We start from the raw sequence: 25,810 nt of genomic DNA on the forward strand, positions 1-25,810 counted from the left end.
GACGAGACCAGGCGAACCCCGATGGACGAACCGGAATCCACACGCGGAGTGCGGTTCGATCCGTTCGCGGACGACGACGAGGACGAAGTCCCCTCGTCCCGCACGGTGCCGGACGCCGCGCACACCTCCGACCTGTCGATGCTCCTGACCAATCCCGTTCTCGCCGAGCACAAACGGTACTGCGACCGCTGCAAGCGGCCGGTCGGACGCTCCACCGCGGCCCGGCCGGGCGACACGGAGGGGGTGTGCACGCACTGCGGGACCGTTTTCTCGTTCGCCCCCCAACTGGAGGCGGGCGAGTTGGTGGCGGGTCAGTACGAGGTTCTCGGGTGCCTCGCCCACGGCGGCGTCGGCTGGATCTACCTCGCGCTCGACCACAACGTCAGCGACCGCTGGGTCGTCCTCAAGGGCCTGCTGCATTCGGGCGACCCCGAGGCCCAGGAAGTGGCGCTCGCCGAGCGCCGGTTCCTCGCCGAGGTGACGCACCCGAGCATCGTGAAGATCTACAACTTCGTCGAACACCCCGGGATGGACGGCAATCCCGTCGGCTACATCGTCATGGAGTACGTCCGGGGCCGGACCCTGCGCGACGTGCTCACCGAACTGAAGGAGGAGGCGGCGCCCGACGACCCGAAACCGAGGCTGCCGGTGGAGCATGCCATCCGCTACCTCCTCGAAGTCACGCCTGCGCTCGGATACCTGCACTCGATGGGACTGGTGTACAACGACCTCAAACCCGAGAACATCATGATCGGCGACGACTACGACCAGCTCAAGCTCATCGACATGGGCGCGGTCGCCAGGATCGGCGATCACGGATACATCTACGGCACACAGGGTTACCAAGCCCCCGAGATCGCCACCACCGGGCCCACCGTCGCCTCGGACATCTACACCGTCGGGCGGACGCTCGCCGTCCTGACCCTCGACATGCCCACCGCCGGGGGCTGTTACGTCGACGGCCTGCCGACTCCGGAGGCGTCGCCGCTGCTGGCGGAATACGAGTTCTACCAGCGGCTGCTGCTCCGGTCCATCCACCCCGACCCGGCCAAGCGTTTCGCGTCGGCAGACGAGATGTCGACGCAGCTCCAGGGTGTTCTGCGAGAGGTCCGGGCCCAGCGGACCGGAAACCCGCAGCCGGGACTGTCCCACCGTTTCAGCCCGCAGCGAACGACGTTCGGGACCGACCTCACGATCAGTCGCACCGACGTCTACGTCGACGGGCATCGCCGGGACGAACGCATCAGCGCGATGAGCATCGTTCGGGCACTGCCGATTCCGCTGGTGGACCCGGACGATCCGGCCGCCCCGCTGTTGTCCGTCGTGCACAGCAGACCGCGGGAACTCCTCGATTCGCTGCACCGGGCGAAGGAGGTGGCGGCGAAGGAGGGCGTGGAGTCCACGAGCATCGAGATCCCGCTCGCCGAGGTGCGCGCGCACCTCGACCTCGGGCAGCCGCGTGATGCCACCACCATCCTCGAATCCCTCGACCACGAACTCGAGGACACGTGGCGCGTCGACTGGCACACCGGGCTGTGCGCTCTGGTGGGCGGCGACTTCGAGGAGGCGTTCACCCGCTTCGATTCGGTCCTGACGGCGCTACCGGGCGAGGAGGCCCCGAAACTCGCGCTCGCGGCGACGTCCGAGATGTGGTGCGAATACCGCGCCGCCGAGAACCTCGGGCGGTGGCGCGGGACCGCCGAGAAGTACTACCGCACGGTGTGGCGCACCGATCACGGCGCGGTCAGTGCCGCGTTCGGGCTGGCACGGCAACTCGAGCACCGCGACGACCGGGTCAACGCGGTGGAGGCGCTCGACGAGGTGCCGCCGACGTCCCGGCACTACGCCGAGGCGCGGTTGACGAGTGTGCTGATGCTCGTCCACGATCGGCCCCTCGCGGAGGTGAGCGAACTGGATCTGCAGGAGGCGGCCCGCCGCGTCGAACTGCTCGCCCACGACGAGCGACGCGCGCTCCAGACCCGCGTGCTCGTTCTCGGGGTGGCCGTGGACTGGTTGCATGCCGGCGGTGTCCCCGAGGCGACGAGGATCCTCGGTGTGCCGTTCACCGAGCGCGGTCTGCGCACCGGGGCGGAGGCGGCGCTCCGTGCCCTCGCCCGCAAGGCGCCCGAGCGCAGGCACCGGTACACGCTGGTGGATCTCGCGAATCTGATCCGCCCGACCACGTGGCTGTAGCGCCGGTGTCAGAGGCCGCCGAATCCGACGGATTCACGGCCCCACCGGGCATTCCACGCCATCACCTGCATCCGGTCGCTCAAAGCGTCACGACTGCGCACTGTTTCGGCGAGCTGCCCCATAAGTTCGATGATGCGACGCCGGGCATCCTCCAATTCCGCGGCCAGGCGCTGCTCCTCCCTCGACCTCGCGGTGCGGTTCCTGCCGGCGACCATCGTGTTCATGCCTGCTCCCATCGTGACGTCGCGGCGTGTGCCACTCAGCTCATCTGACCGACAACTCTGCGGCATCTGGTACGGGTCCAGAAGATCCAGAAGAACGGCGGCGCAGGGGTCCAATCTGGACCTATGACACAGCACACAAGTGGCTCTGACGTCGGAGACGGTTCGATCGTACGGTTCGAGTACTCAACCCGATCGGAGAGGTACCTATGCGCAATCACACCGACGCACTCACGATCGCGGGCCGGGACTTCTCGTCGCGGCTGGTCATGGGTACCGGGGGTGCGGCCAACCTGGCCGTTCTCGAAGAGGCGCTGATCGCCTCCGGCACCGAACTGACCACGGTCGCGATGCGCCGGGTGGATGCCGTGGGGAGAACCGGCCTGCTCGAACTGCTGGATCGGCTGGGCATCGCGTTGTTGCCGAACACCGCCGGCTGCCGCGGCGCCGCGGAGGCGGTGCTGACAGCACAGCTGGCCCGGGAGGCACTGGGCACCAACTGGATCAAGCTCGAGGTGATCGCCGACGAGCGCACCCTCCTACCCGACGGGATCGAACTCGTCTCGGCAGCAGAACAACTCGTCGACGACGGCTTCGTCGTGCTGCCGTACACCAACGACGACCCGGTGCTCGCGCAGCGTCTGGTCGACGCCGGGTGCGCCGCCGTGATGCCCCTCGGGTCGCCGATCGGCACCGGGCTCGGCATCTCCAATCCCCGCAACATCGAGATGATCGTCGCGCGCACGGACATCCCGGTCATTCTCGACGCCGGGATCGGCACCGCGAGCGATGCGGCGCTGGCGATGGAACTCGGCTGCGACGCCGTCCTGCTCGCCTCCGCGGTGACGCGGGCGTCGGACCCGCCGCTGATGGCGGCGGCGATGGCCGGGGCGGTCACGGCCGGACGTCGCGCCAGGACCGCCGGGCGGATACCGAAACGGTTCTGGGCGCAGGCGTCGTCCCCGGTCGCGGTGTAATCGGGCGCCCGCGAACGCCGACTCGGCTAGCGTGAACGCCCATGCGGGTACACCACCTCAATTGCGGCTCGTTCTCCTCGGCGCTCATCGGGCGGTTGGTGTGCCACGTGCTGGCATGCGAGACCGACACGGGCATCGTGCTGGTCGACTCCGGTTTCGGGCTGGCGGATGTCGCCGACCCCACCGGTCGCGTCGGCAAGTACGCGAAGTTGACCGGCGCCCGGTTCCGCGAGTCGGAGACGGCGGTCCGCCAACTGGGCAAGCTGGGGCTGGATCCCTCGGACGTGACCCACATCGTCGCGACGCACCTCGACTTCGACCACATCGGCGGGGTCGCCGACTTCCCGAATGCCACCCTGCACACCACCGCCGCGGAAGAGGCTGCGTCGGAAGGACGTTCGTCGTTCCGAGAGAAGGTGCGGTACCGCCCCGCCCAGCTCACCCCGCGGCCGAGGACGCACACTTATTCGGGGCCGGGCGAATCCGTGCTCGGTTTCTCCGGCGCCCACCCGATCGACGGGGTCGGCGACCGCATCGTGCTCGTCCCGATGCCCGGGCACACCCGCGGTCACGCGGCGGTGGCCGTCGACACCGGCGACCGCGGTTGGCTGCTGCACGCGGGCGACGCGTTCTACCACCGCAGCACCGTCGCCGCCCCCGGGCAGGTGTCGCCGGGAACCGCCGGTCGCGCGCTGCGGGTGATGGAAGAGCTGATCGCGGTGGACCGTTCGAAGATCCGCGGAAATCACCGCCGGCTCCGGGAACTGAACAATCAGGTGGCCCCGCGGGTCCGGGTCTTCTCCGCCCACGACCCGACGCTGTTCGAGGAACTCGCCGCCGAGCGGGGCTGACTCAGCCGCCGGTCTTCACTGCCGTCAGGTAGGTCGCGCGGTCGGCCAGGTCCGCGAGTTCCTCCGGGAGTTCGGGCGCGGGCCTGCCGTACGACTCGGCCAGCGCGAACGGAGAATAACTCCGCACCGACCAGCCGTGCTCGGTCAACCAGTGCTCCGGGTCGGCGCGCTCGTCGCCGTAGAACAACTGGGTGATGTCGAGGTCGCCGAACGGGTCCTTGTCGAAATACTTCTTCCTGATCTCGTCGAAACGCTTCGCGTCGGTGCCCGGCGCGAAGTTGTCCACAGCGATGTGGCTACCCGGGCTCGACAGTTCGTCGATCCGCTCGAACAGCGCGTCGTGTGCCGCGCCCGGCAGGTACGCCAGCAATCCCTCGGCCGACCACGCGGTGGGCTTGCCGCGGTCGAGGCCTGCGGCGTCGAGGGCGGCCGGCCAATCGTCCCGGAGATCGACCGGCACCGCGCGGCGATCGGCCTTCGGCCGCGCATCGTGCTCGGACAGCACTTCCCCCTTGAACTCCAGCACCTTCGGCTGATCGACCTCGAACACCGTCGTGCCCGCCGGCCAGTCGAGGCGATACGCCCGCGCATCCAACCCGGCTGCGAGGATCACCGCCTGCGACACTCCGTCCGCCGCGGCCGTCAGGAAGAATTCGTCGAAGAACCGCGTCCGGAACCCCATGAAACCGGAGAACGGTGTGTCTCCCAGCGAGGACGGGTCGGCCAGCAGCCCGGTGAAATGCGGTTCGCCCGCCGCCTCCACGAACCACGGCGCGTAGTCGTCGCGGATCAGGGCATCGGGACGGCCGGTTTCCAGCGCCCGGAACGTCGCCACCCCCAGGGCCGTGAGCCCCACGCTGCTGACAATGTCCCAGGAATCACCGTCGGTGCGCATGAATACCTCCCGATCGTGCCGAAGTGTCGGACATGACGACCGACCAGGCTCCCCGGCGATTCTACGCCGCCACGCTCACTGCATCTATCATGCTGCCGTACAACCCGTTTCGGCGCCTACCTCTTCAGAAGCGCACGCAGCGCGTCGACGATGTCCCCGGGCGCTTCCTCCGCCATGAAGTGACCCGCGGCGAGGGTGTCGTGCACCAGGTCGGGTGCCCAGGCCCGCCAGAGGCCCGCGGCGTCGTAGCCGAGCACGCTGCCCCAGTCCTGCTGGACGACGGTGACGGGCATCCGCAGGTGGTTCCCGGCTGCCCGGTCCGCCCGGTCGTGTTCGACGTCGATGCCCGCGGACGCCCGGTAGTCGGCGACGATGGACGGCACGGCGTCCCGGGACGCCCGCAGGTACTCGGCGCGCACGTCGGCGGGCATCGCGCCTGGATCAGCGGTCCAGGAGTCCAGGAAGTGACCGAAGAACGCGTCGGCGCTCGCACCGATCATCTGCTCGGGCAGTCCGGGCGGCTGCGCCATCAGGTACAGGTGGAACGCGACCGCGGCGTCCGCGCCGTGCAGGATGTCCCACATGTCCAACGTGGGCAGCACGTCGAGCGACGCGAGATGGCTGATCGCATCGGGGTGATCGAGTCCGGCGCGGATGGCGACCAGCGCGCCGCGGTCGTGCCCGGCCAGCGCGAACCGGTCGTAGCCCAGTTCCTTCGCGAGCGCGACGACGTCGGCGGCCATCGTCCGCTTCGAATAGACGGTGCCGTCCGTCTCGGCGGGTTTGCCGCTGGCGCCGTAACCGCGCAGGTCCGGGCAGATGACGGTGTGCTCGGCGGCCAGGTCGGTGGCGACGTGCCGCCACATCAGGTGCGTCTGCGGGAAGCCGTGCAGCAGGACGATCGGGCTGCCGGAACCGCCGACCGCGACGTGTAGGTCCACGTCGTCGGCGACGGTCACGCGCTGGTAGTCGAATCCGGGGATGACTGGGGTCATGGGTGGTGGCCTTCCGTGCTCGGGGTGGTTCTCGTCCAGTCTCGGGGCGGTCGATGAGTATTCGATGAGCGCTATACCGTGGCGGAGTGACTCCTACGTTCGGTGTGCTCGGGCCGGTGGTCGCGTGGGACGAGACGGGCGGCCCCGTCGAGCTGAAGGGACCACGTCACCGGGCGGTGCTCGCCCGCCTGATCGTCGCCCGCGGACGGGTCGTCCCGGTCGGCGTCATCGTCGACGACCTCTGGGTCGACCCACCCGCCGGAGCGAAGGGCGCTGTCCGGACGTTCGTCTCGGCGCTGCGGCGTGCCCTCGAGCCGCAGCGCGCGGCCCGTACCGCCGCGAGGCTGCTCGTCACCGACGGTCCCGGGTACGCGCTCCGGGCCGGCCCGGAGTCCGTGGACGCGTGGCGGTTCCAGCACGCGGTCGCCGAGGCCGCGACCGCCGCACCGGGGCGGGCACTCGAGCTGTTGGAGGAAGCGCTGGGGTGGTGGCGCGGCCCGTCGTACGCGGAGTTCGCCGGGGAGTCGTGGGCCCACGCCGACAGGACGCGGCTCGAGGAGTTGCGACTGTCCGCGGTGGAGCGGCGGGCGGAGGCCCGGCTGGCCGTCGGGCTCGCCCCCGAGGCCGTACCGGACCTCGATGCCTTTGTGGCCGAACACCCTTGGCGGGAAGGGGCGTGGCGGCTGCTGGCCCTCGCCCTCTACCGCTGCGGCCGCCAGGGTGAGGCACTGGCCGTGTTGCGCCGGGCGCGGGAGCTGCTCGCCGAGGAACTCGGAATCGACCCGAGCCCGCAGCTGACGTCCCTCGAGACCGACATCCTGCGCCGCGACGACCGCCTCGAACTCGACCCCGACCGGATGTGGGAGCGCGCGGCCGCCGCCTACGACCGCACGGTGGCGTCCGGTGCCCGGGCGCGACTCGAATCGACGGTCGGGCTGCTGCGCAGCCTCGCCGTGGCCGGCGGCAGCGGTCTCGCGGCGGCCCGGGAGCAACGGCTCGCGACGATCGTCGCCGCCGAACGACTGGGCGACCCAGAGCTGACCGCCCGCGTGATCGGGGCCTACGACGTTCCCGGCATCTGGACCCGGTCCGACGACCCGCAGCAGGCGGCGCTGATCGTCGCCGCCGCCGAACGCACCCTCGCACGGCTGTCGCCCGGCGTCCACGACACTGCCCGTGCTCGGTTGCTGGCCACGATCGCCCTGGAGTCCCGCGGGACACCGGGCGACCGCGGGTTGCGGGCGGGCCGGGAGTCCGAGGCGATCGCCCGCGCACTCGACGACCCGGCGCTGCTCGCATCCGCGCTGAACGGCGTCTTCATGCACACGTTTCACCGCTCGGGCCTCGCTCCCGAGCGGGACGCGATCGGCCGGGAACTGATCACACTGTCGGTGCGACACGGGTTCGTGAACTTCGAGGTACTCGGGCATCTCGTTCGGCTGCAGGCGCTCGGGGCGCTCGGCGACTTCGCCGGCGCCGACGAGCACGCCGCCGCCGCGGACGACCTGGCCGAGCGGCACGAGCGACCGCTCGTCGCCGTGTTCACGACGTGGTACCGGGCGATGCGCGCGGCGGCGACGGGTGCGTCCGACGCGGACGCCGAGGCCGGCTACCGGGCGGCGGCGAAGCTCCTCGACGGCAGCGGGATGCCCGGCCTCGAGCACGGGATCCTCCCGCTGGCGCTGCTGTGCCTGCGGGTGTCGCGGGGCCTGCCGGCGACGTTCGACGCCGACACCGAGTGGGGACCGTACGAACCGTGGGCGCGGCCCCACCTCCTGCTGGCGGACGGTCGCCCGGACGACGCGGCGGCCGCCCTGCGCCGGGCACCCGATCCGCCGCGCGATCTGCTCGTCGAGGCGCTGTGGTCGCTGATCGAACACGCCGCGGCCGCCGTCGGCGACGCTCGGCTGATCGAACGGGCCCGAGACGAATTAGCACCCGCCGCAGGCGAAATCGCGGGGGCGGGGAGCGGGATGCTCACGATGGGCCTTCGGCCCGTGCGTTGTTGACGAGTCCCTGCACTCGCTAGCCACTCACAGGCGTCACTTGGCCCACTCCAGCAGGTCGTCGGCGGACCACGTGTTCACGACGCGGTCGGCGTCGACCCCGCACCGCATCGCGCGCTCGCATCCGTAACCCTGCCAGGCGAGTTGACCCGGGGCGTGCGCGTCGGTGTCGATGGAGAACAGACACCCCAGGTCCATGGCCAGATCGATGAGCCGGCTCGGGGGGTCGCGGCGCTCGGGACGGCTGTTGATCTCGACGGCGGTGCCGTGGTCGCGGCAGGCCGTGAACACCTGCTCGGCGTCGAACGTCGACTCCGGCCTGGTCCCGCGCCCGCCCTCGACGAGCCGGCCCGTGCAGTGACCCAGCACGTCCACCAGCGGGTTCTCGACGGCTCTGACCATCCGCCGGGTCATCGCCCCGCGCTCCGCCCGCAACTTGGAGTGCACGCTGGCGACGACGATGTCGAGTTCGTCGAGCAGGTCCGGATCCTGATCGAGCGACCCGTCCTCGAGGATGTCGACCTCGATGCCGGTGAGGATGCGGAACGGCGCGAGTTCCTCGTTCAGCTCGGCGATCACCTCCAGCTGAGACCGCAGCCGCTCCGCCGACAGCCCGTTCGCGACGGTCAACCGTGGGGAATGGTCTGTCAGAGCGCAATATTCGTGGCCGATGAGGGCCGCGCTGCGCATCATCTCGTCGATCGGGCTGCCGCCGTCGGACCAGTCCGAATGGGTGTGCAGATCGCCCTTGAGCGCCTGACGCAACGCGCCGCCGCCGATCGGCTCCGCATTCTCTCGCAGTTCCGCCAGATAGACGGGCACCCCGTCGAGCGCCTCCCGGATCACCGTCGCCGTCTTCGGCCCGATGCCCGGCAGGTCCTTCCAGCTGTCGGTACGCCCGCGGACGTCCCGCTGCTCGTCGGACAGTTCGGCGACCACGTCGGCCGCCCGCCGGTACGCCTTCACACGGTGCGTCTCCGCCCGCGACCGTTCGAGCCAGAACGCTGTCTCTCGCAGGGCCTGCACCGGGTCCATCGGGCTGTCGGCGTCCATGACTCCAGTGTTGCGCCCACCCGGACGTCACCGCAACGCTTCGCGCGCCCCGTCCCGGACCGCGGTCGTGAGCGCCGCGAGAATGGGCGAATCCAGCTTCCACCGCTGCCAGTACAGCGGAACGTCGATCGGACGGGACGGGTCGAGTTCCACGAGCCCGTGGTCGTCGCCGGTGTGCAATTCCGGCAGCAGTCCCCAGCCCAGTCCGTAGCGGACGGCGTCGGAGAACGCCGAGGACCCGGGCACGAAATGTCGCGGCGGCTGCAACCGGCGCCGGGTGAATCCGCGCAGGAACCGGGCCTGCAGTTCGTCCTTGCGATCGAAGTCGAGCATCGGTGCCACCGCGAGGGCGTCCGCGGTCGGGCCGTCGGGAAGCCAGCGTTCGGCGTAGTCGCGGCTGCACAGCGCGCGGTACCGCATCGACCCCAGCTTCTCGACGGTGCAGCCCTGCACCGCCTCCGGAACGGACGTCACCGCGGCCATCACCGTGCCCTCCCGCAGCAGGGTGGTCGAGTGGAATTCGTCCTCCCGGTGCAGGTGGAACAGCGCCCGGTACTCCGGCGCCAGCCGGGCGAGAGCGGGAATGATCCACGTGGACAGCGAATCCGCGTTGACGACGAGCGGCAGCGTGCTCGTCGCCGCCTGTTCGGGATTGAGGGAAGACATGGCCTCACGCTCGAGGTGCGCCATCTGGCGGGCGAGCGTGAGCACGACGTGCCCGGAGTCGGTGGCCCGGACCGGCTTGGCCCGCTGCACCAGGACGCGTCCCACCTGCTGCTCGAGCGCCTTGATCCGCTGGCTCACCGCTGACGGCGTGATGTGCAGTACCCGGGCCGCGGCGTCGAAGGTGCCTTCGTCGATCACGGCGGCGAAGGTGCGGAGAGCGGCCAGGTCCAGATCCATATGAAGCGATGCTAATGGCAATGAAGGATAATTAGCTGGATTGATGACGGTGGGGTTCGTAGCGTGGTTCCCATGCACCTCACCCCTGCCCTGCTCACGGCGGCGGCCGGCTTCGGCACCGGCCTGTCGCTGATCGTCGCGATCGGCGCGCAGAATGCGTTCGTCCTGCGACAGGGGATCGTCCGCAGGCACGTCCTGCCGGTGGTCGTGCTGTGCGCGGTGTCCGACGTCGCACTCATCGCCGTCGGGATCAGCGGAATCGGGGCCGTACTCGCCCACGCTCCCGCCGCCGTCACCGTGATCCGCTGGGCGGGAGCGGCATTCCTCGTCTCCTATGCCGTGCTCGCCGCCCGTCGCGCTCTGCGCCCCGGAACGCTGGACGCCACGATGGAAGTCGGATCGGCGACCCTCGCGACGTCGATCCTCACCTGCCTCGCGCTCACGTGGCTCAACCCGCACGTCTACCTCGACACGGTGCTGATGCTCGGCTCGGTGGCCAACAACCAGGGCGATTCGGGGCGGTGGCTGTTCGGTCTCGGCGCCGCCACCGCGAGTGTCATCTGGTTCCTCGCACTCGGCTACGGCGCCCAGTTCCTGCATCGCGTGTTCGCCCGCCCGAACGCGTGGCGCGTGCTCGACGCCGGGATCGCCGCGCTGATGCTCGCCCTCGGCATCACCCTCGTCACCAGCTAGTCAACTTTTTGTTGACAGAGCACATCTGTCAACCAATACTTGACAGATGTCGGATGTCGCGCTCACCCAGCTGCTGTCGGACGCGATCGCCAAGGCGGACCCCCGGATCGACCCGGGGCTCGACCACGACCCCGCCGCCTACCTGGCCCTCGTCCGGCTCACGTCGCAGGCGCGGGACTCGGTCGACGAACTGCTGATCTCCGCGATCTCCGCCGCACGCTCCGCCGGCCACAGCTGGGACACGGTCGGCGCCGCCCTCGGCATGTCGCGGCAGGCGGCGCAACAACGCTTCGGCAAACGGATCGGCGACGCCCCCGACCCGGACCCGGACCCGGACGGCCGCACCCGCCGGCTCACCCCACTGACCGCGTTCAACGAGATGCGCATCCTCAACCGCGCCGGCTCGTACGGCTGGCACTCCGTCGGATTCGGCACCCTGTTCCACACCGTCCGCAAGTCCGACGAACAGTGGGAGCACACCCGGGCGTCGGCGCTCGCGAGCCGCGAGAAACTCGAGGCCGACGGCTGGCAGAAGGTCGGGACGCTGTGGTTCCCGTGGGCGTACTTCACGCGCCCGCTGGGCATCCCCGCGCTCCCCGAACCGGTGAGCGGCGACTACCTGATGGAACCGTGATGGACGCCGTCGCACGATTCGCGGCCGCCCGCGTCGCCCGGCTCGCCACGGTCGGGGCGGACGGGGTGCCGCACCTCGTCCCGCTCGTCTTCGCGCTCGACTCCGACGCCATCTATTCCTGCGTCGATCACAAACCCAAACGCACCACGGCCTTGCGGCGCCTGAAGAACATCTCCGGCAACCCCGCCGTCACCCTGCTGGTGGATCACTACGACGAGAACTGGGACCACCTGTGGTGGGTGCGGGTCGACGGCCGGGCCCGGATCCTCGACCCGGACTCCGACGAGGGCGCCGCCGCGCTCGACGTCCTCGCCGCGAAGTATCCGCAATACGTCGACCGCCGCCCGGACGGACCGGTGATCGCGATCCGCGACCTGAGGTGGCATCACTGGTCCGCCCTGTGAGTACTTGTTAACCGCCGGCGGTTAACAAGTACTCACAGGGCGATAGCCTCTTCCGCATGCCCACAGCCCTGATCACCGGCGCCAGCCGTGGCCTCGGAGCCGCCATCGCCCGCGAACTCGCACCGACCCACGACCTCCTGCTCGGCGCCCGGTCGGCCGGGTCGCTGACCGGCATCCTCGCCGAGCTGCCGGGCGCGAAACCCTGGCCGGTCGAGCTGACCGACTACGACGCGGTGGCGGCGGCGTGCGCACCGATCGACCGGCTCGACGTCCTCGTCCACAACGCCGGCGTCGCCGACCTCGCGACCGTCGCGGAGTCGACCGTCGAACAGTGGCGGCACACGCTCGAGGCGAACGTGATCGCGGTGGCCGAACTGACGCGACTGCTGCTGCCCGCTCTGCGCGCCGCAGGCGGCCACGTGGTGCTCATCAATTCGGGTGCCGGCATCCGCGCGAACGCCGGCTGGGCGTCGTATGCGGCGAGCAAATTCGCGCTCCGGGCGTTCGGGGACGCGCTGCGGCTCGAGGAGCCGTTACTGCGCGTCACATCTGTTCACCCCGGTCGGATCGACACCGATATGCAGCGTGCCATCGTGGCCGGCGAGGGCGACGAGTACCGGCCGGAGAAGTACCTGCAGCCGTCGACCGTCGCAAAAGCCGTGCGTACTGCGGTGGAGACGCCGCGTGACGCGCACCCCACAGAAGTCGTGCTGAGGGTGCGGTGACAGCGGAGAAACCTGCGTGAGATACATCACAGATTGATCTCGCAGAAAGGCTTTAAGCTGCTCACAATCAGTCGCCCTACAGTTCTTCTCATCAGCAGAGATCGCAAACGCGAGTCGGCTCCAGCGAGCTGACTCCCAGGAGGTATCCCCACGATGAACACCGAACAGCGTATGCACAGCGACACCGTCGTCGCGGTCGACGGCGACGTCTTCGCGACGATGTTCACTCTCGATCTCGGTGACGGCGAGGTCGATCGCGACGCGGTCGAGCGGATTCACGGCGGCGACTTCGACGAGTGGATCGAGGCGGCAGCGCGGTCCGGTCTGTTCACGCCGCAGGCGGTCGCGGCCCTGGTTCAGCAGTGGCAGGAGAACCCGAAGTCCCTGTTCGACGCGCTCCTCGTCGATGCCGACGAGATGACCCACAAGCGCTACGCGATCATCTGGGACGCGCTCGACGACGTCGACACGTTCGAGAGCGTCGAATACGCCTGACGGTCAGAACGGCCACGCGGGGACGGGCGGCAGGCCCTCCCGCGTGGGGCGTCCGACGACCCAGGCCAGCAGTTCGGTGCGCGGAAGTTCCGGCGCCCGGACCTCCGGGTATCGGACGGCCAGCGCGGGTAGCTCCGATTCCAAGGTGTGCTCCACGAAAAGTTCCGGCCAGTCGGCCGCCGTGTAGTCGAGGCCGAGGTCCACGTGGTGGATCTCGAGTTCACGCCATCGCAGCACCGGCACCTGACGCGCCGGCACCCGCTGACGCCAGTTCACCGGCGTCTCGTACAGATCTTCGGTGATCCCGCGCAGCGACTCGATCACCCGCCGTCCCGCGAAGCGGAAATCGGCCACCAGTAGTTCCGCCGGACGCCCGGCTCCCTCCTCGATCGCCGCGGCCCGTGCGGCCGGACCGCCCGGGTACATCTCGGGCGCGGCCTCGCCGGTGAGCACCCCGACGGCGAATCGGTGGAGCGCATCGGCGTTCCTCGCGAGGTGCGTGACGACATGCCCCCGGCTCCACCCCGGCAGCAGCGACGGCCCCCGCGCCTGATCGTCGGTCAACCCCGCCAGCGCGGCCTCCACCGTCCGGTGTGATTCGGCAACAGCATCGAGCAGTTCGACATACGACAGTGCGGGCCCCGGTGACGTCATGCAGACGATGCTCCCACAACTCGACCACGGCGAAGTCCCAGGATCCCGATAACGGAACGGTGACGATCGGCTTCCGGCGGGTGCATCTGGGACAATCGTACTGATACTGAGATCGACTGTCGGACAACGTGGTTGAAAGGTGGTGTGTGATGTACAACGAATCCGCTACGTGGGGGATACCGAGTGAGACCTTCCTGGTGATCTACATCGCCGCCGCCGTGCTCTCGGTCGGGCTGGCTCTGTTTCTTCGTTCCCACGGCAACCCTCCCGCGCCGACCGCCGGTGTTCGCCTCGACCCGGTGCAGACCGGCATGCTGACCAGCGACGATCGCGCCGTCGCCGCATCCCTGACGCTGTTGCGGGGAGCCGGCATCATCTCCGACGACGGCACGATCCTGCGGGCGTGGGGAGTCCCCGACAACGCCCGCGGGTGGTTCACGCGCGCCGTCTACGACGAACTCGCCTCCGGGCGCGGCGCCCTCGGCAACCTTCGGCTCCCAGGCCGGTTGCGGGCCCCACTCGACGAGTTGCGGACCATCCTCGTCGCGCAGGGACTGCTCACCGGAGCCGAGCAGAAGGCGTGGAACCGCCGGGCGACCATCCCGATCCTCGTCGTCGTGGCCATCGGCGTCGCACGCCTCGTCGCCGGGTTCGCCGCGGGCAAGCCGATCGGATTCCTGCTGGTCGCGGTGGTGCTGCTCTCGGCCTCACGTGAGCTGGTTCGACGGACCGGCCGCAGGACGCGCCAGGGGACGGCGGAATTGCAGCGACTGCGCCGCGAACACTCGTACCTGTCGCCGCGGATGCGCCCGGCCCTGACCGCATACGGTCCGACGCCGATCGCCTTGTCGACGGCACTGTTCGGGATGGGTTCCGTCGCCCTGTTCTCGCCGGGGTTCGCGAGCGCGGCCGGCATCTCCGACAGCAGCAGCGGCGGCGACGGTGGCAGCAGCTCCTCCTCCTGCGGCGGTGGCGGTGGCTGCGGAGGCGGGTGCGGGGGATGACCGCCCTGATCGAGCCGGGCCTCGGCATCGGCTGGCGGCCGGAGATCTGTGGGATCATCGACCGACTGGACGGCCTGCGGTTCTGCGAGGTGATCGCCGAATCGCTGCCCGCCCGCCGACGCGGGGTCGACGTTCCGAACGAGCTTCGATCGCTGGGGGTTCCCGTCGTCCCGCACGGCATTTCACTGTCGCTGGGTGGCGCCGAGCCCGTCGAGCAGCACCGGATCGAGCACCTCGCGCGGTGCGCCGACGCGCTCGGGGCGCCGCTCGTCAGCGAGCACGTCGCGTTCGTGCGTGCGGGCGGTCTCGAGGCCGGGCATCTGCTGCCGGTGCCGCGCTCGGCGGAGGCGCTGGACGTGTTGGTGCGCAACGTCCGGCGCACGCAGGAGTGTGTGCCGGTGCCCCTGGCGGTGGAGAACATCGCGGCCCTGTTCGACTGGCCGGACGACGAGTACTCCGAGGGTGAGTTCCTTGCCGAACTGGTCGAACGCACCGGGGTCCACCTGCTGCTGGACGTCGCGAACGTCTACGCGAACGCCCGCAACCGCGGCCGCGACGCCGCCGAGGAACTCCGGCGGCTCCCCCTCGAACGCGTGGCGTACTGCCACGTCGCAGGCGGATCCGAACGGGACGGCGCGTACCACGACACCCACACCGACCCGGTGCCCGTCGAGGTGCTGGACCTGGTCCGGGAGTGGGCATCCGGGGGCGCCCCCGCGATGATGCTCGAGCGCGACGGGAACTATCCGCCCGCCTCGGAGTTGTTCGGCGAACTGGATGCGATAGCGGACGCGGCCGGTTTCGAGCGGATCACCCGGGGCGCCGAATGGAGCCTGTCGTGACAGGGCTGGCCGATCGGCAGGCGGCGCTGGTGCGGGCTCTCGTTGCGTCGGGGGAACCGCCCGAGGGATTCGACCGCGACGCACTCGGCATCGCATCGAAGGCATTGCTGCGCAAGCGGTCCGGCGAGGTGGGTGAGTGCATTCCGCACGTCCGCGCAGCATGCGGCGAACGATTCGTCGTGCTGTTCACCGCCTGGGCGGAGGGCAGGCCGAAGGTGAGCACGCGCGCCGACGCCGCGGCGTTCACCGCGCACCTCGAATCGATCGGCGAACTGCCCGCACCGACGCGGCGGCGCCTGTTCAGCCTGCGGCGAAATTGAGCAGCAGCTCGTTCACCTCTTCGGCCCGTTCCAGCTGGACGAAGTGGCCGGCGCCGTCGAGGAGGTGCACGCCGCGCAGGTCGGGGACGGTGTCGCGCATCCGGTCGAGTGCCTGCGCACCGCTCATCGCGACGACGGGATCGTTCGCACCGGCCACGAACAACGTCGGCACCTCGATCTGGGCCACCCCGACTCTCGCGGCGCGTTCCCAGTTGGCGTCGTAAGCCCGGTACCAGTTCAGGCCGCCGGTAAATCCCGTCCGGGTGAAGACCTCCACGTAGTGCGCGAACTCGTCCTCCGTCAGCCACGACCACGGCAGGGGTGGGGCGTCGGGCAGCACGTCCAGGTACCCGTTGCCTTCCGACGGGTGCTGCCAGATGTCCAGGTAGCGGTAGTCGCCCGACAATGCGTAGAACACTCGCTGCAGGAAGCCACGGGGGTCGCCGTCGAGTTCGCGGTCGGCGACACCCGGTTCCTGGAAGTAGTGGATGTGCAGGAAGTGCTTGCGCGCCAGCGACGCATAGAGTTCCGACGGGCGCAGTGGGAAACGATCGGGCATGTAGGGAACGGACAGCAGCACCAGCCCGGACACGCGTTCGCGGTGACGCAGCGCGACGGTCCAGGCCACCGGAGCGCCGAAGTCGTGGCCGACGAACACGGCACGGTCGAGTCCGAGGGCGTCGAGCAGACCGATCAGTGCGTCCGACACCCGCTCGTTGGTGTAGTCGTCGATGTCGCGGGGCACGTCGGTGCCGCCGTAGCCGGGCATGTCCGGGGCGATCGCGCGGTACCCGGACGCCGCGAGGGCCAGCATCTGGTGCCGAAAGCTGTAGCCGAGGCCCGGGAACCCGTGGCACAGGATCACGGGCGGACCGTCACCCAGTTCGCTGATTTGCCAACGGAATCCGTCGACCGTGATCGATCGCTCCGTCGACGTCGCCATGCTCCGAATCCCTCCACCGGCTGGAACGCGTTCTCGCAGTGTACCGTAACGGCGACGCCACTAGAATGCACTTGATTCGCAGTGGTAACCGTCGACCGACCGGGGAAGTGGAGTGATGCGCAATGGTGGAGGCACGCTCCCGCCATGAGTTCGTCGCGGTCCAGCTCCGGCAGCGCATCATGCAGCGGCAGTACGCGGTGGGAGAGTCTCTGCCGAGTGAGAGCATGCTGTGCGCAGAATTCGAGGTGTCGCGCGGCCCGGTGCGCCAGGCCCTCGCGACGTTGAAGAACGAGGGGCTCATCCAGCTGTCCCAGGGCAAGCCGGCCGTGGTCCGCAGCCACGACATCACACAGACGCTGGACACGTTCACCCCGTTCACCCAGTGGGCGCGGCGCACCGGCCGCACCGCGGGGAGCCGCACGCTCGAGATCTCCCGCCGCCGGGTGTCCGAACCCGCCGCCGCCGCATTGGGAGCGGACCCGGACGACTTCGTCGTCGAGGTTCTCCGCGTCCGACTGCTCGACGGCGAACCGACGATGCTCGAGCGGAGCACGTTCACCGACCGCGTCGGCTCCCTGCTGTTCGAGTTCGACATCGACTCCGGGTCGATCACCGACTACCTCACCTCCCGCGGCGTCCGGTTCGAATCGATGGAGCACGTACTCGACGCCGTCGCCGCCGCCGAGGCCGAGGCCGAACATCTCGGCATCGCCCCCGGCAGCCCCTTGCTGCGGGAACGCCGGACGTCGCGGGATCAGCACGGCGACATCTTCGAGTACGCCGACGACCGGTACCGGCCCGACCTCGTCGCCTTCAGCATCGTGAACGCCCGGACCGTCGACCCGCGGGTCCCGCCGGGCGACAGCAACGGCCTCTAGTCGGCGGCCGGCAGGCGATTCCGGTGCGACGAACGGGACGCTCGTTCGATCTGACGCAACGAGCGTCCCGTTCGTCGCGGAGGCGGGGGCGGATCAGGCGCTGCGCAGCCGGTCGAGCAGACCGGGCAGGTCCGCGACGCTGTCGAGGACGTGGGTGGCCCCGGCCGCGGACAGCTGGGTGGCGTCGTGGGCGCCGGTGAGCACGCCGACGGAGGCGAGCGCTCCGGCGCGCAGGCCGGTGGTGATGTCCGACGTGGTGTCGCCGAGCACCACCATGGACTGCACGGACGGGGCGCCGGCGCGCATCAGCGCGGTCAGCGGCATGTCGGGGAAGGGGCGGCCGCGGACGCCGTCACCGGGACAGAGCACGACGTCGGCGACGTCCTCCCAGCCGAGCGCGCGGATGATCGACATCTGCGTCTCGTGGGCGAACCCGGTGGTGAGCGCCGTCTTGATGCTCTGCTCCCGCAGGGAGCCGAGGAGTTCCTCGGCGCCGGGAACGGCGCTGCACCGGCCGTCGTCGACGAGTTGCGCGTAGCAGCGTTCGAATTCCTTGTTCGCCGCCTGCGCCTGTTCCTCGTTTCCGCCGCTGAGGTGGCGGAAGACGACGATCTTGGACTGGCCCATGGTGTCGGAGACGTACTCGAGCATCCGCTGCCGATCGTCGTCCGTCTTCGACAGCCCGGCATGCGCGTCCGCGGCGAGGAAGGACTGCTGCACCAGCCCGCTGTCCTCCACGGTGGTGCCTGCCATGTCGAAGACGACGAGGCTGATGTCCCGGTGATGTGTTCCCATTGTCGTGTTCCTCTCGAATCTCGGTGAATGTGTTTGTGGGATAACTTGTTCAGTGCTCTGGTGCGGCTTCGCGGCCGAAGAGGTGGTCGATCCGGTCCTTCGCCAGACCCATGCCGGTCGTCATGCCGATGCCGGTGGTGACGGTGACGATGTGCACCCCGTCGAGGGGCTCCTCGATCAGGAACTCCGAGTCGGGGGCCGAGCTGTACACGCCCTGCCAGCGCGCGGTGACGGTGACGTCCGGGACGCCGAACAGGGCAGCGGCCTCGCGGATCAGCACCTCGAACCCCTGCTCCGCCTGGAACGGCTCCGCCGAAATATCACGGATGTGGGTGTCTCCCAGCAGGATCGAGCCGTCGGGCTGTGGGGTGTACATCTGGTGGAGGTCGAGGTCGGCGTAGTCGGGGTGCTCCTCGCGCAGCCGCGCCGCGAGTGCCGCCGTCGTGGGCAGTTCCGCGAAACCGCTGTACCGCACGAGCGACCAGCCGGTGAACAGCGGCCCGGGCAACGGTGCGGGCAACGGCATCCTCGCGCGCAGCATGTGGAGCCGGCACCGCAGGAGCCCCCGCCGCTCGGCCTGCTCCGGGAACAGGCGGTCGATGTCGTGGTTGACGGTGACGAACACCGTCTCCGCATGCAGATCGCCCCGCGAGGTGTGGACCACTCCGGTGCCGAATCCGGCTGCGGCGGTGCGCCAGAAGAAGTCGACGCCGGACGCGTCGAGCCACCGCGCGATGGCGGGGGCCGCCTCCCTCGGGTCCACCTGGAGGTCGCCGGCCAGATACATGCCTCCGACGACGCGATCGCCGGAGACGGGGAGCGCGGCGAGGATCCGCTCGCGCGGCAGCAGTTCCACCTCGGCAGGTCCGCGCCTGTCCGCGAACTCGGTCATGACGGCCATTTCGTCGTCGTGCCTTGCCACACAATATGTTCCGGACTCGGAGATCCAGAACCCCGCCTTGCGCGACAGGTCGAGCCAGTGCTCCCGGCCGGCCAGCGCGTAGTCGCGGGCGCCACCCGACTGGGCGGTGATGCAGACGTGGCCGAAGTTCTGGACGGATGCGCCGGCGACGCGGTCGGCATGATCGATCACCGCTACCGACAGGCCGCGGTCGAGCGCGTGGTAGGCGTGCGCGAGACCGAGGATTCCGGCGCCGACCACCACCACGTCGTAGCGTCGTTGTTGTGTCATGAATTCCACCTTGGCCCCCGGACCTTCAACTTGTCAATACAAGTGGTTCGAATTCACCACAGGTATAGATAAGTTTCCGTCCGTTCACCGTCCGTTGCGAGTCTGTGCGGGCGCGCCGGGTGGCACCGGCAGGCGGTTGCTGCGAAAATTGCCTCTCGCGTCCACCCACCGCAGAGGGGCGAATATGAGTGGTGCTTCCGGATCCAGCGCAGCCCCCGTCTACGAACCGGCGTCGCCCGGCGACCGCTTCGGACCCCTGATCGAACGCCGCGACGACACCGACTTCCCGTTCTACAACGGGACGCCCACAGCGCTGTCGACGCGGCAGTGGATCCTGATGTGGGTGTCCGTCGTTGTCGGATTCGCGGCCCTGGTCCTCATCCCGCAACCCGGCAATCTCGTGGCGCTGATTCCGCGGATTCTGTTCGTCGGCATCCCACTCGTCGTGCTGGCGATGGTGACGCGGGAGCACTGGACCGCACTGTTCCGGAAGGTGCACGGCCGGGACGTTCTCACGATGATCGGCTTCGCGGTACTCAACCTCGTGGTCACGTCCGCGCTGGCGCTGATCGTGCAGGCCCTGTTCGGGGTGGCGTCCAACGAAGCCGTCGAGGATGCAGGCAAGGGTGGCGTGCTCGACACGGCCGCGTTCTACGTGGGAACCGGGATCCAGTTGGTGGGCGAGGAAGTCTTCACCATCGTCCCGTTCCTCGCGTTGCTGTATTTCCTGTACGCCAAGGCGAAGCTGTCCCGCAAGACGGCGATCGTCCTCGCCTGGCTGCTCAGCGCGGTCTGGTTCGGCGCCGCGCATCTGCAAACCTACGACTGGAACTTCGCTCAGGCGTTCATCGTGATCGGCGGGGCCCGGCTGGTGCTCACGCTCGCGTACATCCGCACCAAGAATCTGTGGGTGTCGACCGGCGCGCACATCATCAACGACTGGACGCTCTTCACCCAGGCGATCGTGATCAACGCCGCGCTCGTCACCCTGTAGGCGAGGTCGTCAGTTCGGAATCGGGATGACGATCGGCGGCAGACCCGGTATCTGCACCTGAATCTGTTGCGGCGGAGCGGGCACCGGCGCGGGAGCTGGCGGCGGGTTGTACACCGGCGGCTCGGGTGCGGGCGGCGGCACGGCGACGGGTGCAGGCGGCGGGGGAGGTGGTGGCGGCGGCGGTGGCGGAGGCGCGGGTTCCGGGGAGGGGACAGGCGCGGGCCGGGGAGCGGCCTGCTGCACCACGGCGGGCGGCGAATCGACCACCGGCGCCTGGGCTTCCACGGGGGCTACCGGATTCGGGCGCTCCGCGGGCTGCTGCGGACCGGAGCCGATCGGCACCGACGACAATCCGCCGGTCATCAGGTCGACCACGGCCACTTCGGTCATCGCCAGGTTGGAGGGCTGCACGACGTACAGCCGGTCCTGCTGGAAAGTCGGCCACGGATCGCCCTCGAGTTTCGCGTCCTGGTTCACCACCGGGGACAGCAGCGGGCTGCCGCGCATGCACCGGACGCGGGGAACGCCGTGGTCGTCGATCAGCACGATGGTCCCGGCCTGGAGCACCGACTGGAATGCCGTCGCGTGGCCGTCGTCGAAGCCGTGATTGGTGACGCGGGTGTCCGCGCGGAGCAGGACGGGGGTGAGGGTCCGGACGTAATTGCGCACGTCATCGACCTGGAACACACTCAACCAGGCCTCCAACCTCGCCGGATCCCCCTCGAGGTCGTCGACGAGACGCTGCCGGTCGCAGAGCACCCGGTCGGGGCTTCCGCCGTAGAGTCCGGCGCGGTCACCGATCACCCGGATACCGGCGGCCCGGGGCTCGCCCGGCAGGTCGGTTCCGGGCGGGCCGAACGGGACCGTCGTCGGCGTCTGCGGCGGGAGCAGCACCTCGGTCCACGGAAGTTGTCCCTGGTCGGTGGCCCGATCGAGGTCGATCGGGTCGGGGTTGCCCCCGGAACCGGAGGAGCATGCCACGGCCACCGCCGCGGTGAGGGCCCCGAGCACCGCCAGCCAGCTACGCGGTGCGCGCCCGGGGCGCGTACCGGCTCGAACGACTCGTCTGCGTCGGGCACGCCGTACAGCCGGCCCGGCGTCGTCGGTGGCCACCCCGCCATCGTAGGCACAGTCGCTGATCGGCCGGGCCGTATTGCGGTGTGGTTGCCGGCCCGGCCGTCGGTCAGCCGGTGATCATGTCCTCCTGCGACCAGAACGCCCGCATCGACGTGATCTTGCCGTCGTCGTCGAAGGTCATGACGTCGATCGGCGCGATCTCGAGCTTCTGCTCACCGAGGTCGGTGACGAGGGAGAAGTGGAACGCCGCCGAGTTGCCGGCGATCTTCAGCGTCAGGAGTTCGCCGGTCTGCTTCAGCGGTTCGATCACCCCGTAGAACTCGCGCAGCGATTCCACCGAGGTCCGCGGCTCGGTGCCCACCGGGTCCTCCACGGTGGCGCCCTCGGCGTACAGCGCGACGACGTCGTGGGCGGTCCCGGTGGCCACCGCCTCGATGTACCTCTCGACGGTCTTGCGGATGTCTTCTGCGGACGGTGCCATGATGCGACTCCTCAGTCGAATAGAACGTGTTCTAGCCGAGAGAGTAACGCAGCACTGCGCCGGTGGGGAGCCCCTTCTCCCAGGCAGCGGGACATGACCGCACAGGGGTCCGCCCCTGCCGACGGGAGCGAAGGTCGGCAGGGGCGGAGGAAGGCGATCTCTCAGGTTCGCGGCGCGGACGCCTCCTCCAGCTTCTCCAGCCGCGGAGCGCTCGTCCCCGTCACCGGCGCCGCGGACACGGACGACACCTCCTCCAGCGACTTGCCCTTGGTTTCGGGCGACATGAAGAAGCAGATCACGAACGCGACCGCCGTCAGGACCGCCCCGAACAGCATCGTGGTGCCGGTGCCCAGCGAGGAGATGCTCAGCGGCAGCAGGTAGGTGCCGGTCGCGGCGCCGAACCGGCTGACGGCGGTGGCGATTCCCACGGCCGTGGCCCGGAACTCCGTGGGGAAGAGTTCGTTCGGGTAGATCCACACCAGGATGCTCGGGCCGCCGGAGATGAACGCGTACGCGCAGAACGCGGCGACGACGAACCAGAGCGGTCCGTCCGCCCACAACCACAGCCCGGCCAGCGGAATCACCATCAGCGCCAACGGGACCACGGCGATCGGGCGCCGGCCCCACTTCTCGACCAGGAACAGCGCGGGAATGGATCCGGCGACGATGAGCCCGATGATGACGGTCTCGACGATGAGCCCCGCGGAACCGTCGCCGGAGATCGAGAAGCCGGACAGGATCGTGGGCAGGAACGTCAGCAGCGCGTAGAGCGGGGTGACGACCGCCAGATACAAAGCGCTGCACATGATCAGCCGGGCGAGGTACTGGCCCCGGAAGTAGATCTTGATGTCCGCCTTCGGCTTGTCGGCGGTGTCTTCGACGGTGACGGTGCTCAGATCCAGCTTTTCGCCGTAGATCTGCTCGACCACGGCCTCCGCGTCCGCGACCCGGCCGTTCTTCAGGAGCCACCGCGGCGACTCCGGGATTCCGCGCCGCACGAGGATCACGATCAGACCCAGAACCGCACTCGACGCGAGCAGCAGACGCCAGTGGTCGTTGCCGCCGGAGATCCCGACGACGAGTGCCCCGACCACGTAGGCGGCCACGGCGCCCGCCGACCATGCGACGGCGGACATCCCGACCATCGCGCCGCGTTTCCTGGTGGGGGTGAACTCGGTGAGGAGCGAGGTGGCGATGGGGTAGTCCGCACCGATGGCCGCGCCGATGACGAACCGCAGCACGATCAGCTGCCACGGCAACTGGACGAACACCGACAGCACGCACGCGACGACCAGCACCACCAGGTCGAGGGCGTACATCTTCTCCCTGCCGACCCGGTCGGTGAGGAAACCGAACACGGTGGCGCCGAAGAAGATACCGATCAGCGAGGCCGCACCGATCAACCCCGCCTCGGCCGTCGTCGGGTGTAGCTGCTCGTGCACGCCGAGCAGGGCCACGCCGATGATGCTCATGACGTACCCGTCCAGGAATGGTCCGCCACAGCACGCGATCAGGAGCTTGGTGTGAAACCCGCGTTTGGCGGGTCTGTCCATCACGTCGAAGGAACTCATGTCGTCTCCACTACGTAGATTGGTGCCGTCACCCTCGGGGTGGCGGTCGAGTCGGCCGTACTCGGCCGGTACCGCTAAGGGGTTGTCTTGTTCAGCGCCGAGTAGGCGAGTTGCTCGAGCAGCAGCGACGCGTGGTGCGGGGCGTCCGCGCTGACGTCCAGCACCTGCTTGGTGATGCTCAGCGCCAGCGGCGAATACGCCGCGAGTTCGTGTGCGATGCTCAGCGCCTGCTTCACGTGCTCCGCCGGCGGGGCGATCTCGCTGACGACGCCCCAGCGTTCGGCGTCCGCGTGATCGAAGCGCCGACCGCGCAGCACAAGGTCGCGGGCACGGCCGGCCCCGACGATGCGGGTGATGCGGGTGACGCCGCCGGAGCTGGGGAGGATCCCTATGCCGATCTCCGGGAACCCGAAGACCGCGGCCGGATCGGCGACCCGGATGTCGGTGGCGAGGGCCAGTTCGAGGCCGCCGCCGAGGCAGTAGCCGGTGATCGCGGACACCGTGGGCTGGGGGAGCGCCGCGAGCGCCTCGTACACCGACCCGGAGGTCCGGTAGTACTCGGCGATCGCCTCCGGCGTCATCTCCCGCAGTTCGGTGACGTCCGCGCCGGCCGAGAACACCGAGTCGCCCCCGGTGACGACCACGGCCCGACTGGACTTCACCTCGGGTGAGCCCAGCGCGGCGAGCAGTGCGGCTTCCATGTGCGTGGACAGCGCATTCCGCTTCTGTTCGCGCCGGAGGGTGACGACGGCGACGGCGCCGTCCCGGCCCACGTCGACGGTTCCGGTGTTCTCGGTCGGCATTGTGCTACTTCTCCCCGGCCTCGTAGCGGAAGGACAGCAGGTTCTCGAGACCCCGCTTGTTGGCCTCGTTCGCGATGACCAGGCGCTGGATCTCCGACGTGCCCTCCCAGATGCGGTCGACGCGCAGTTCGCGCCACAGCCGCTCGACGGGGTAGTCGCGGATGTAGCCGCGGCCGCCGAAGATCTGGACGGCCCGGTCCACCACCCGGTTGGACGCCTCGGAGGCGGCGAGCTTCACCGTCGCGGCCTTGGCGTGCAGGGTCTTTCGCAGGTCGGCATCGTTCGGGTCGGCCTGGTCGAACTCCCACGCCACCTGGTGGGTCAGCGCCCGGTTGGTGGTGATGTCCACGACGGAATCGGCGATCATGCCCTGGATCAGCTGACGGTTGATCAGCGGCTCGCCGCCCTGCACCCGCTCCCGCGCCCAGTCGACGGCCAGGGTCAGCGCCCGCTCGGCCGCACCGATCGTGCGTGCGCCGATCATCAGCCGCTCCTCCGTGAACCAGTCCCGGGTGAGGTCGTGGCCCTGCCCGATGCCGCCGAGCACGGCGTCCGCGCCGACGCGCACGTTCTCGAACGTGAACTCGGGGTGCTCGTAGACGAACGTGTGCGTGTAGCGGGGGATGTGCTTGATCTTCACGCCCGGCGTGTCGACGTCGATCAGGAAGATCGTCGCGGCGTGATCGGGTTCGACGTTGGCCAGCACGATGAGGTAGTCGGCGACGTCACCGACCGTGACGAACCACTTCTCGCCGTTGATGATGTAGCCGCCGTTGCCGTCGGGGGTCGCGGTGGTGCTCGCCGCGGAGAAGTCCGAACCGGCGTTGGCCTCGGAGATCGCGACGGCGTCGCGGCGGTCGCCGCGGGCGCCGGGGATCAGGTAGCGCTCCCGCTGTTCGGGGGTCGCGTGGGTCAGCGGGTTCGCCGGCCGCCACACCGTGTCCCACAGCGCATTGGTGAGCTTGCCGAGTTCGTCCTGCACGACGGCCTGCTCGAGCACCGTCAGTCCGGCGCCGCCGTATTCGACGGGGGTGTTGATCGCCTGCAGTCCCGATGCGAGGACGGCCGCCTTGATGGTGGCGTGGGATTCGTCGGAGATCCCGTTGTTGCGTTCGCACTCGTCCTCGAACTGCATGATCGTGTCGGTCAGGGCGCGGGCGCGCTCCTTGAGGTCGGCGAGGCGGGGGCTGTATGCGAATTCCATGGTTCAG

Annotated in this window: 28 protein-coding genes; 14 read left to right on the plus strand and 14 right to left on the minus strand. The window is 69.4% G+C overall.

Going from position 1 to position 25,810, the window contains the following annotated elements; translation table 11 throughout:
- The first annotated feature begins 21 nt into the window (after positions 1 to 21).
- Positions 22 to 2,193: a serine/threonine-protein kinase gene (locus CJ179_RS41950; RefSeq protein WP_179377889.1), complete on the plus strand. Its 2,172-nt coding sequence runs from the start codon at positions 22 to 24 to the stop codon at positions 2,191 to 2,193.
- 8 nt (positions 2,194 to 2,201) lie between these two features.
- Here CJ179_RS41950 and CJ179_RS41955 read toward each other — a convergent pair whose 3' ends face one another.
- Positions 2,202 to 2,417 carry a hypothetical protein gene (locus tag CJ179_RS41955; protein ID WP_072942651.1) on the minus strand — a complete coding sequence of 72 codons (216 nt, stop codon included), beginning with the start codon at positions 2,415 to 2,417 and terminating at the stop codon, positions 2,202 to 2,204.
- A 206-nt stretch (positions 2,418 to 2,623) separates the two neighbouring features.
- Between CJ179_RS41955 and CJ179_RS41960 the strand changes: the two genes are divergently transcribed.
- Positions 2,624 to 3,391, plus strand: a complete 768-nt coding sequence (locus CJ179_RS41960; RefSeq protein WP_072942526.1) for a thiazole synthase — start codon at positions 2,624 to 2,626, stop codon at positions 3,389 to 3,391.
- Between the two features lie 41 nt (positions 3,392 to 3,432).
- A complete protein-coding gene (locus tag CJ179_RS41965; protein ID WP_072942528.1) occupies positions 3,433 to 4,242 on the plus strand; it encodes an MBL fold metallo-hydrolase in 810 nt (269 codons plus the stop codon).
- 1 nt (position 4,243) lies between these two features.
- Here the strand turns inward: CJ179_RS41965 and CJ179_RS41970 are convergent, their stop codons facing one another.
- Entirely contained in the window at positions 4,244 to 5,137 is an 894-nt protein-coding gene (locus CJ179_RS41970; protein ID WP_095865387.1) for a class I SAM-dependent methyltransferase, read from the minus strand.
- Between the two features lie 116 nt (positions 5,138 to 5,253).
- Positions 5,254 to 6,132 carry an alpha/beta fold hydrolase gene (locus CJ179_RS41975; RefSeq protein WP_095865388.1) on the minus strand — a complete coding sequence of 293 codons (879 nt, stop codon included), beginning with the start codon at positions 6,130 to 6,132 and terminating at the stop codon, positions 5,254 to 5,256.
- Positions 6,133 to 6,218: 86 nt separating this feature from the next.
- Between CJ179_RS41975 and CJ179_RS41980 the strand changes: the two genes are divergently transcribed.
- Complete coding sequence (locus tag CJ179_RS41980; RefSeq protein ID WP_095865389.1) at positions 6,219 to 8,141, plus strand: AfsR/SARP family transcriptional regulator; 1,923 nt, start codon at positions 6,219 to 6,221, stop codon at positions 8,139 to 8,141.
- Between the two features lie 33 nt (positions 8,142 to 8,174).
- Here the strand turns inward: CJ179_RS41980 and CJ179_RS41985 are convergent, their stop codons facing one another.
- Together CJ179_RS41985 and CJ179_RS41990 are read right to left on the minus strand one after the other, a co-directional pair.
- Positions 8,175 to 9,173, minus strand: a complete 999-nt coding sequence (locus tag CJ179_RS41985; RefSeq protein ID WP_072942652.1) for a PHP domain-containing protein — start codon at positions 9,171 to 9,173, stop codon at positions 8,175 to 8,177.
- A gap of 45 nt (positions 9,174 to 9,218) precedes the next feature.
- A complete protein-coding gene (locus CJ179_RS41990) occupies positions 9,219 to 10,094 on the minus strand; it encodes a LysR family transcriptional regulator ArgP (RefSeq protein WP_095865390.1) in 876 nt (291 codons plus the stop codon).
- 72 nt (positions 10,095 to 10,166) lie between these two features.
- Here CJ179_RS41990 and CJ179_RS41995 point away from each other — a divergent pair, with 72 nt between their 5' ends.
- The 5 genes from CJ179_RS41995 to CJ179_RS42015 all read left to right on the plus strand — a co-directional run bounded on the left by CJ179_RS41995 (position 10,167) and on the right by CJ179_RS42015 (position 13,045).
- Entirely contained in the window at positions 10,167 to 10,787 is a 621-nt protein-coding gene (locus tag CJ179_RS41995) for a LysE/ArgO family amino acid transporter (RefSeq protein WP_072942537.1), read from the plus strand.
- A 46-nt stretch (positions 10,788 to 10,833) separates the two neighbouring features.
- Positions 10,834 to 11,421 (plus strand): hypothetical protein, encoded by a 588-nt coding sequence (locus tag CJ179_RS42000; RefSeq protein ID WP_095865391.1) that lies wholly within the window; start codon positions 10,834 to 10,836, stop codon positions 11,419 to 11,421.
- Positions 11,421 to 11,825, plus strand: a complete 405-nt coding sequence (locus tag CJ179_RS42005) for a TIGR03668 family PPOX class F420-dependent oxidoreductase (RefSeq protein WP_072942541.1) — start codon at positions 11,421 to 11,423, stop codon at positions 11,823 to 11,825. The genes CJ179_RS42000 and CJ179_RS42005 overlap by 1 nt, the downstream gene beginning before the upstream one ends.
- 56 nt (positions 11,826 to 11,881) lie before the next feature.
- On the plus strand, positions 11,882 to 12,550 hold the full coding sequence (locus tag CJ179_RS42010; RefSeq protein ID WP_072942544.1) for an SDR family oxidoreductase: 669 nt from the start codon (positions 11,882 to 11,884) through the stop codon (positions 12,548 to 12,550).
- Positions 12,551 to 12,703: 153 nt separating this feature from the next.
- Positions 12,704 to 13,045 carry a hypothetical protein gene (locus tag CJ179_RS42015; protein ID WP_072942546.1) on the plus strand — a complete coding sequence of 114 codons (342 nt, stop codon included), beginning with the start codon at positions 12,704 to 12,706 and terminating at the stop codon, positions 13,043 to 13,045.
- 3 nt (positions 13,046 to 13,048) lie between these two features.
- On the opposite strand, the gene CJ179_RS42020 is transcribed toward CJ179_RS42015, so the two are convergent.
- Positions 13,049 to 13,699, minus strand: a complete 651-nt coding sequence (locus CJ179_RS42020) for a maleylpyruvate isomerase family mycothiol-dependent enzyme (protein WP_095865392.1) — start codon at positions 13,697 to 13,699, stop codon at positions 13,049 to 13,051.
- A gap of 149 nt (positions 13,700 to 13,848) precedes the next feature.
- On the opposite strand from CJ179_RS42020, the gene CJ179_RS42025 reads away from it, so the two are divergent.
- From CJ179_RS42025 to CJ179_RS42035, 3 genes are read left to right on the plus strand one after another with little or no spacing between them, the layout of a single operon-like run.
- Positions 13,849 to 14,703: a TIGR04222 domain-containing membrane protein gene (locus CJ179_RS42025; protein ID WP_095865393.1), complete on the plus strand. Its 855-nt coding sequence runs from the start codon at positions 13,849 to 13,851 to the stop codon at positions 14,701 to 14,703.
- Positions 14,700 to 15,545: a DUF692 domain-containing protein gene (locus tag CJ179_RS42030; RefSeq protein WP_095865394.1), complete on the plus strand. Its 846-nt coding sequence runs from the start codon at positions 14,700 to 14,702 to the stop codon at positions 15,543 to 15,545. Before CJ179_RS42025 ends, CJ179_RS42030 begins: the two co-directional genes overlap by 4 nt.
- A complete protein-coding gene (locus CJ179_RS42035) occupies positions 15,542 to 15,865 on the plus strand; it encodes a hypothetical protein (protein WP_371851553.1) in 324 nt (107 codons plus the stop codon). The genes CJ179_RS42030 and CJ179_RS42035 overlap by 4 nt, the downstream gene beginning before the upstream one ends.
- Here CJ179_RS42035 and CJ179_RS42040 read toward each other — a convergent pair.
- The gene (locus tag CJ179_RS42040) at positions 15,846 to 16,808 is read right to left on the minus strand and encodes an alpha/beta fold hydrolase (protein WP_072942556.1); all 963 of its coding nucleotides are present in this window, start codon (positions 16,806 to 16,808) and stop codon (positions 15,846 to 15,848) included. The genes CJ179_RS42035 and CJ179_RS42040 overlap by 20 nt on opposite strands.
- A 122-nt stretch (positions 16,809 to 16,930) precedes the next feature.
- Here CJ179_RS42040 and CJ179_RS42045 point away from each other — a divergent pair, with 122 nt between their 5' ends.
- A complete protein-coding gene (locus CJ179_RS42045; protein ID WP_072942558.1) occupies positions 16,931 to 17,686 on the plus strand; it encodes a GntR family transcriptional regulator in 756 nt (251 codons plus the stop codon).
- 93 nt (positions 17,687 to 17,779) lie between these two features.
- On the opposite strand, the gene CJ179_RS42050 is transcribed toward CJ179_RS42045, so the two are convergent.
- Both CJ179_RS42050 and CJ179_RS42055 read right to left on the minus strand, forming a co-directional pair.
- Positions 17,780 to 18,481 (minus strand): phosphonatase-like hydrolase, encoded by a 702-nt coding sequence (locus CJ179_RS42050; RefSeq protein ID WP_095865395.1) that lies wholly within the window; start codon positions 18,479 to 18,481, stop codon positions 17,780 to 17,782.
- A 49-nt stretch (positions 18,482 to 18,530) separates the two neighbouring features.
- The gene (locus CJ179_RS42055) at positions 18,531 to 19,673 is read right to left on the minus strand and encodes a TIGR03364 family FAD-dependent oxidoreductase (protein WP_095865675.1); all 1,143 of its coding nucleotides are present in this window, start codon (positions 19,671 to 19,673) and stop codon (positions 18,531 to 18,533) included.
- Between the two features lie 184 nt (positions 19,674 to 19,857).
- On the opposite strand from CJ179_RS42055, the gene CJ179_RS42060 reads away from it, so the two are divergent.
- Complete coding sequence (locus CJ179_RS42060) at positions 19,858 to 20,667, plus strand: CPBP family intramembrane glutamic endopeptidase (RefSeq protein WP_072942562.1); 810 nt, start codon at positions 19,858 to 19,860, stop codon at positions 20,665 to 20,667.
- A 9-nt stretch (positions 20,668 to 20,676) separates the two neighbouring features.
- Here the strand turns inward: CJ179_RS42060 and CJ179_RS42065 are convergent, their stop codons facing one another.
- From CJ179_RS42065 to CJ179_RS42085, 5 genes are all read right to left on the minus strand, one after another.
- The gene (locus CJ179_RS42065) at positions 20,677 to 21,780 is read right to left on the minus strand and encodes a DUF6777 domain-containing protein (RefSeq protein WP_095865396.1); all 1,104 of its coding nucleotides are present in this window, start codon (positions 21,778 to 21,780) and stop codon (positions 20,677 to 20,679) included.
- A 70-nt stretch (positions 21,781 to 21,850) separates the two neighbouring features.
- Complete coding sequence (locus tag CJ179_RS42070; RefSeq protein WP_095865397.1) at positions 21,851 to 22,225, minus strand: nuclear transport factor 2 family protein; 375 nt, start codon at positions 22,223 to 22,225, stop codon at positions 21,851 to 21,853.
- 161 nt (positions 22,226 to 22,386) lie between these two features.
- Positions 22,387 to 23,796, minus strand: a complete 1,410-nt coding sequence (locus CJ179_RS42075) for an MFS transporter (RefSeq protein ID WP_095865398.1) — start codon at positions 23,794 to 23,796, stop codon at positions 22,387 to 22,389.
- A 74-nt stretch (positions 23,797 to 23,870) separates the two neighbouring features.
- Entirely contained in the window at positions 23,871 to 24,599 is a 729-nt protein-coding gene (locus CJ179_RS42080; protein ID WP_095865399.1) for an enoyl-CoA hydratase/isomerase family protein, read from the minus strand.
- A gap of 4 nt (positions 24,600 to 24,603) precedes the next feature.
- A complete protein-coding gene (locus CJ179_RS42085) occupies positions 24,604 to 25,803 on the minus strand; it encodes an acyl-CoA dehydrogenase family protein (RefSeq protein ID WP_072942570.1) in 1,200 nt (399 codons plus the stop codon).
- Between the last annotated feature and the right edge of the window lie 7 nt (positions 25,804 to 25,810).

It is taken from the genome of Rhodococcus sp. ACS1 (assembly GCF_002300155.1).
Classification (GTDB): Bacteria; Actinomycetota; Actinomycetes; order Mycobacteriales; family Mycobacteriaceae; genus Rhodococcus_F; species Rhodococcus_F koreensis.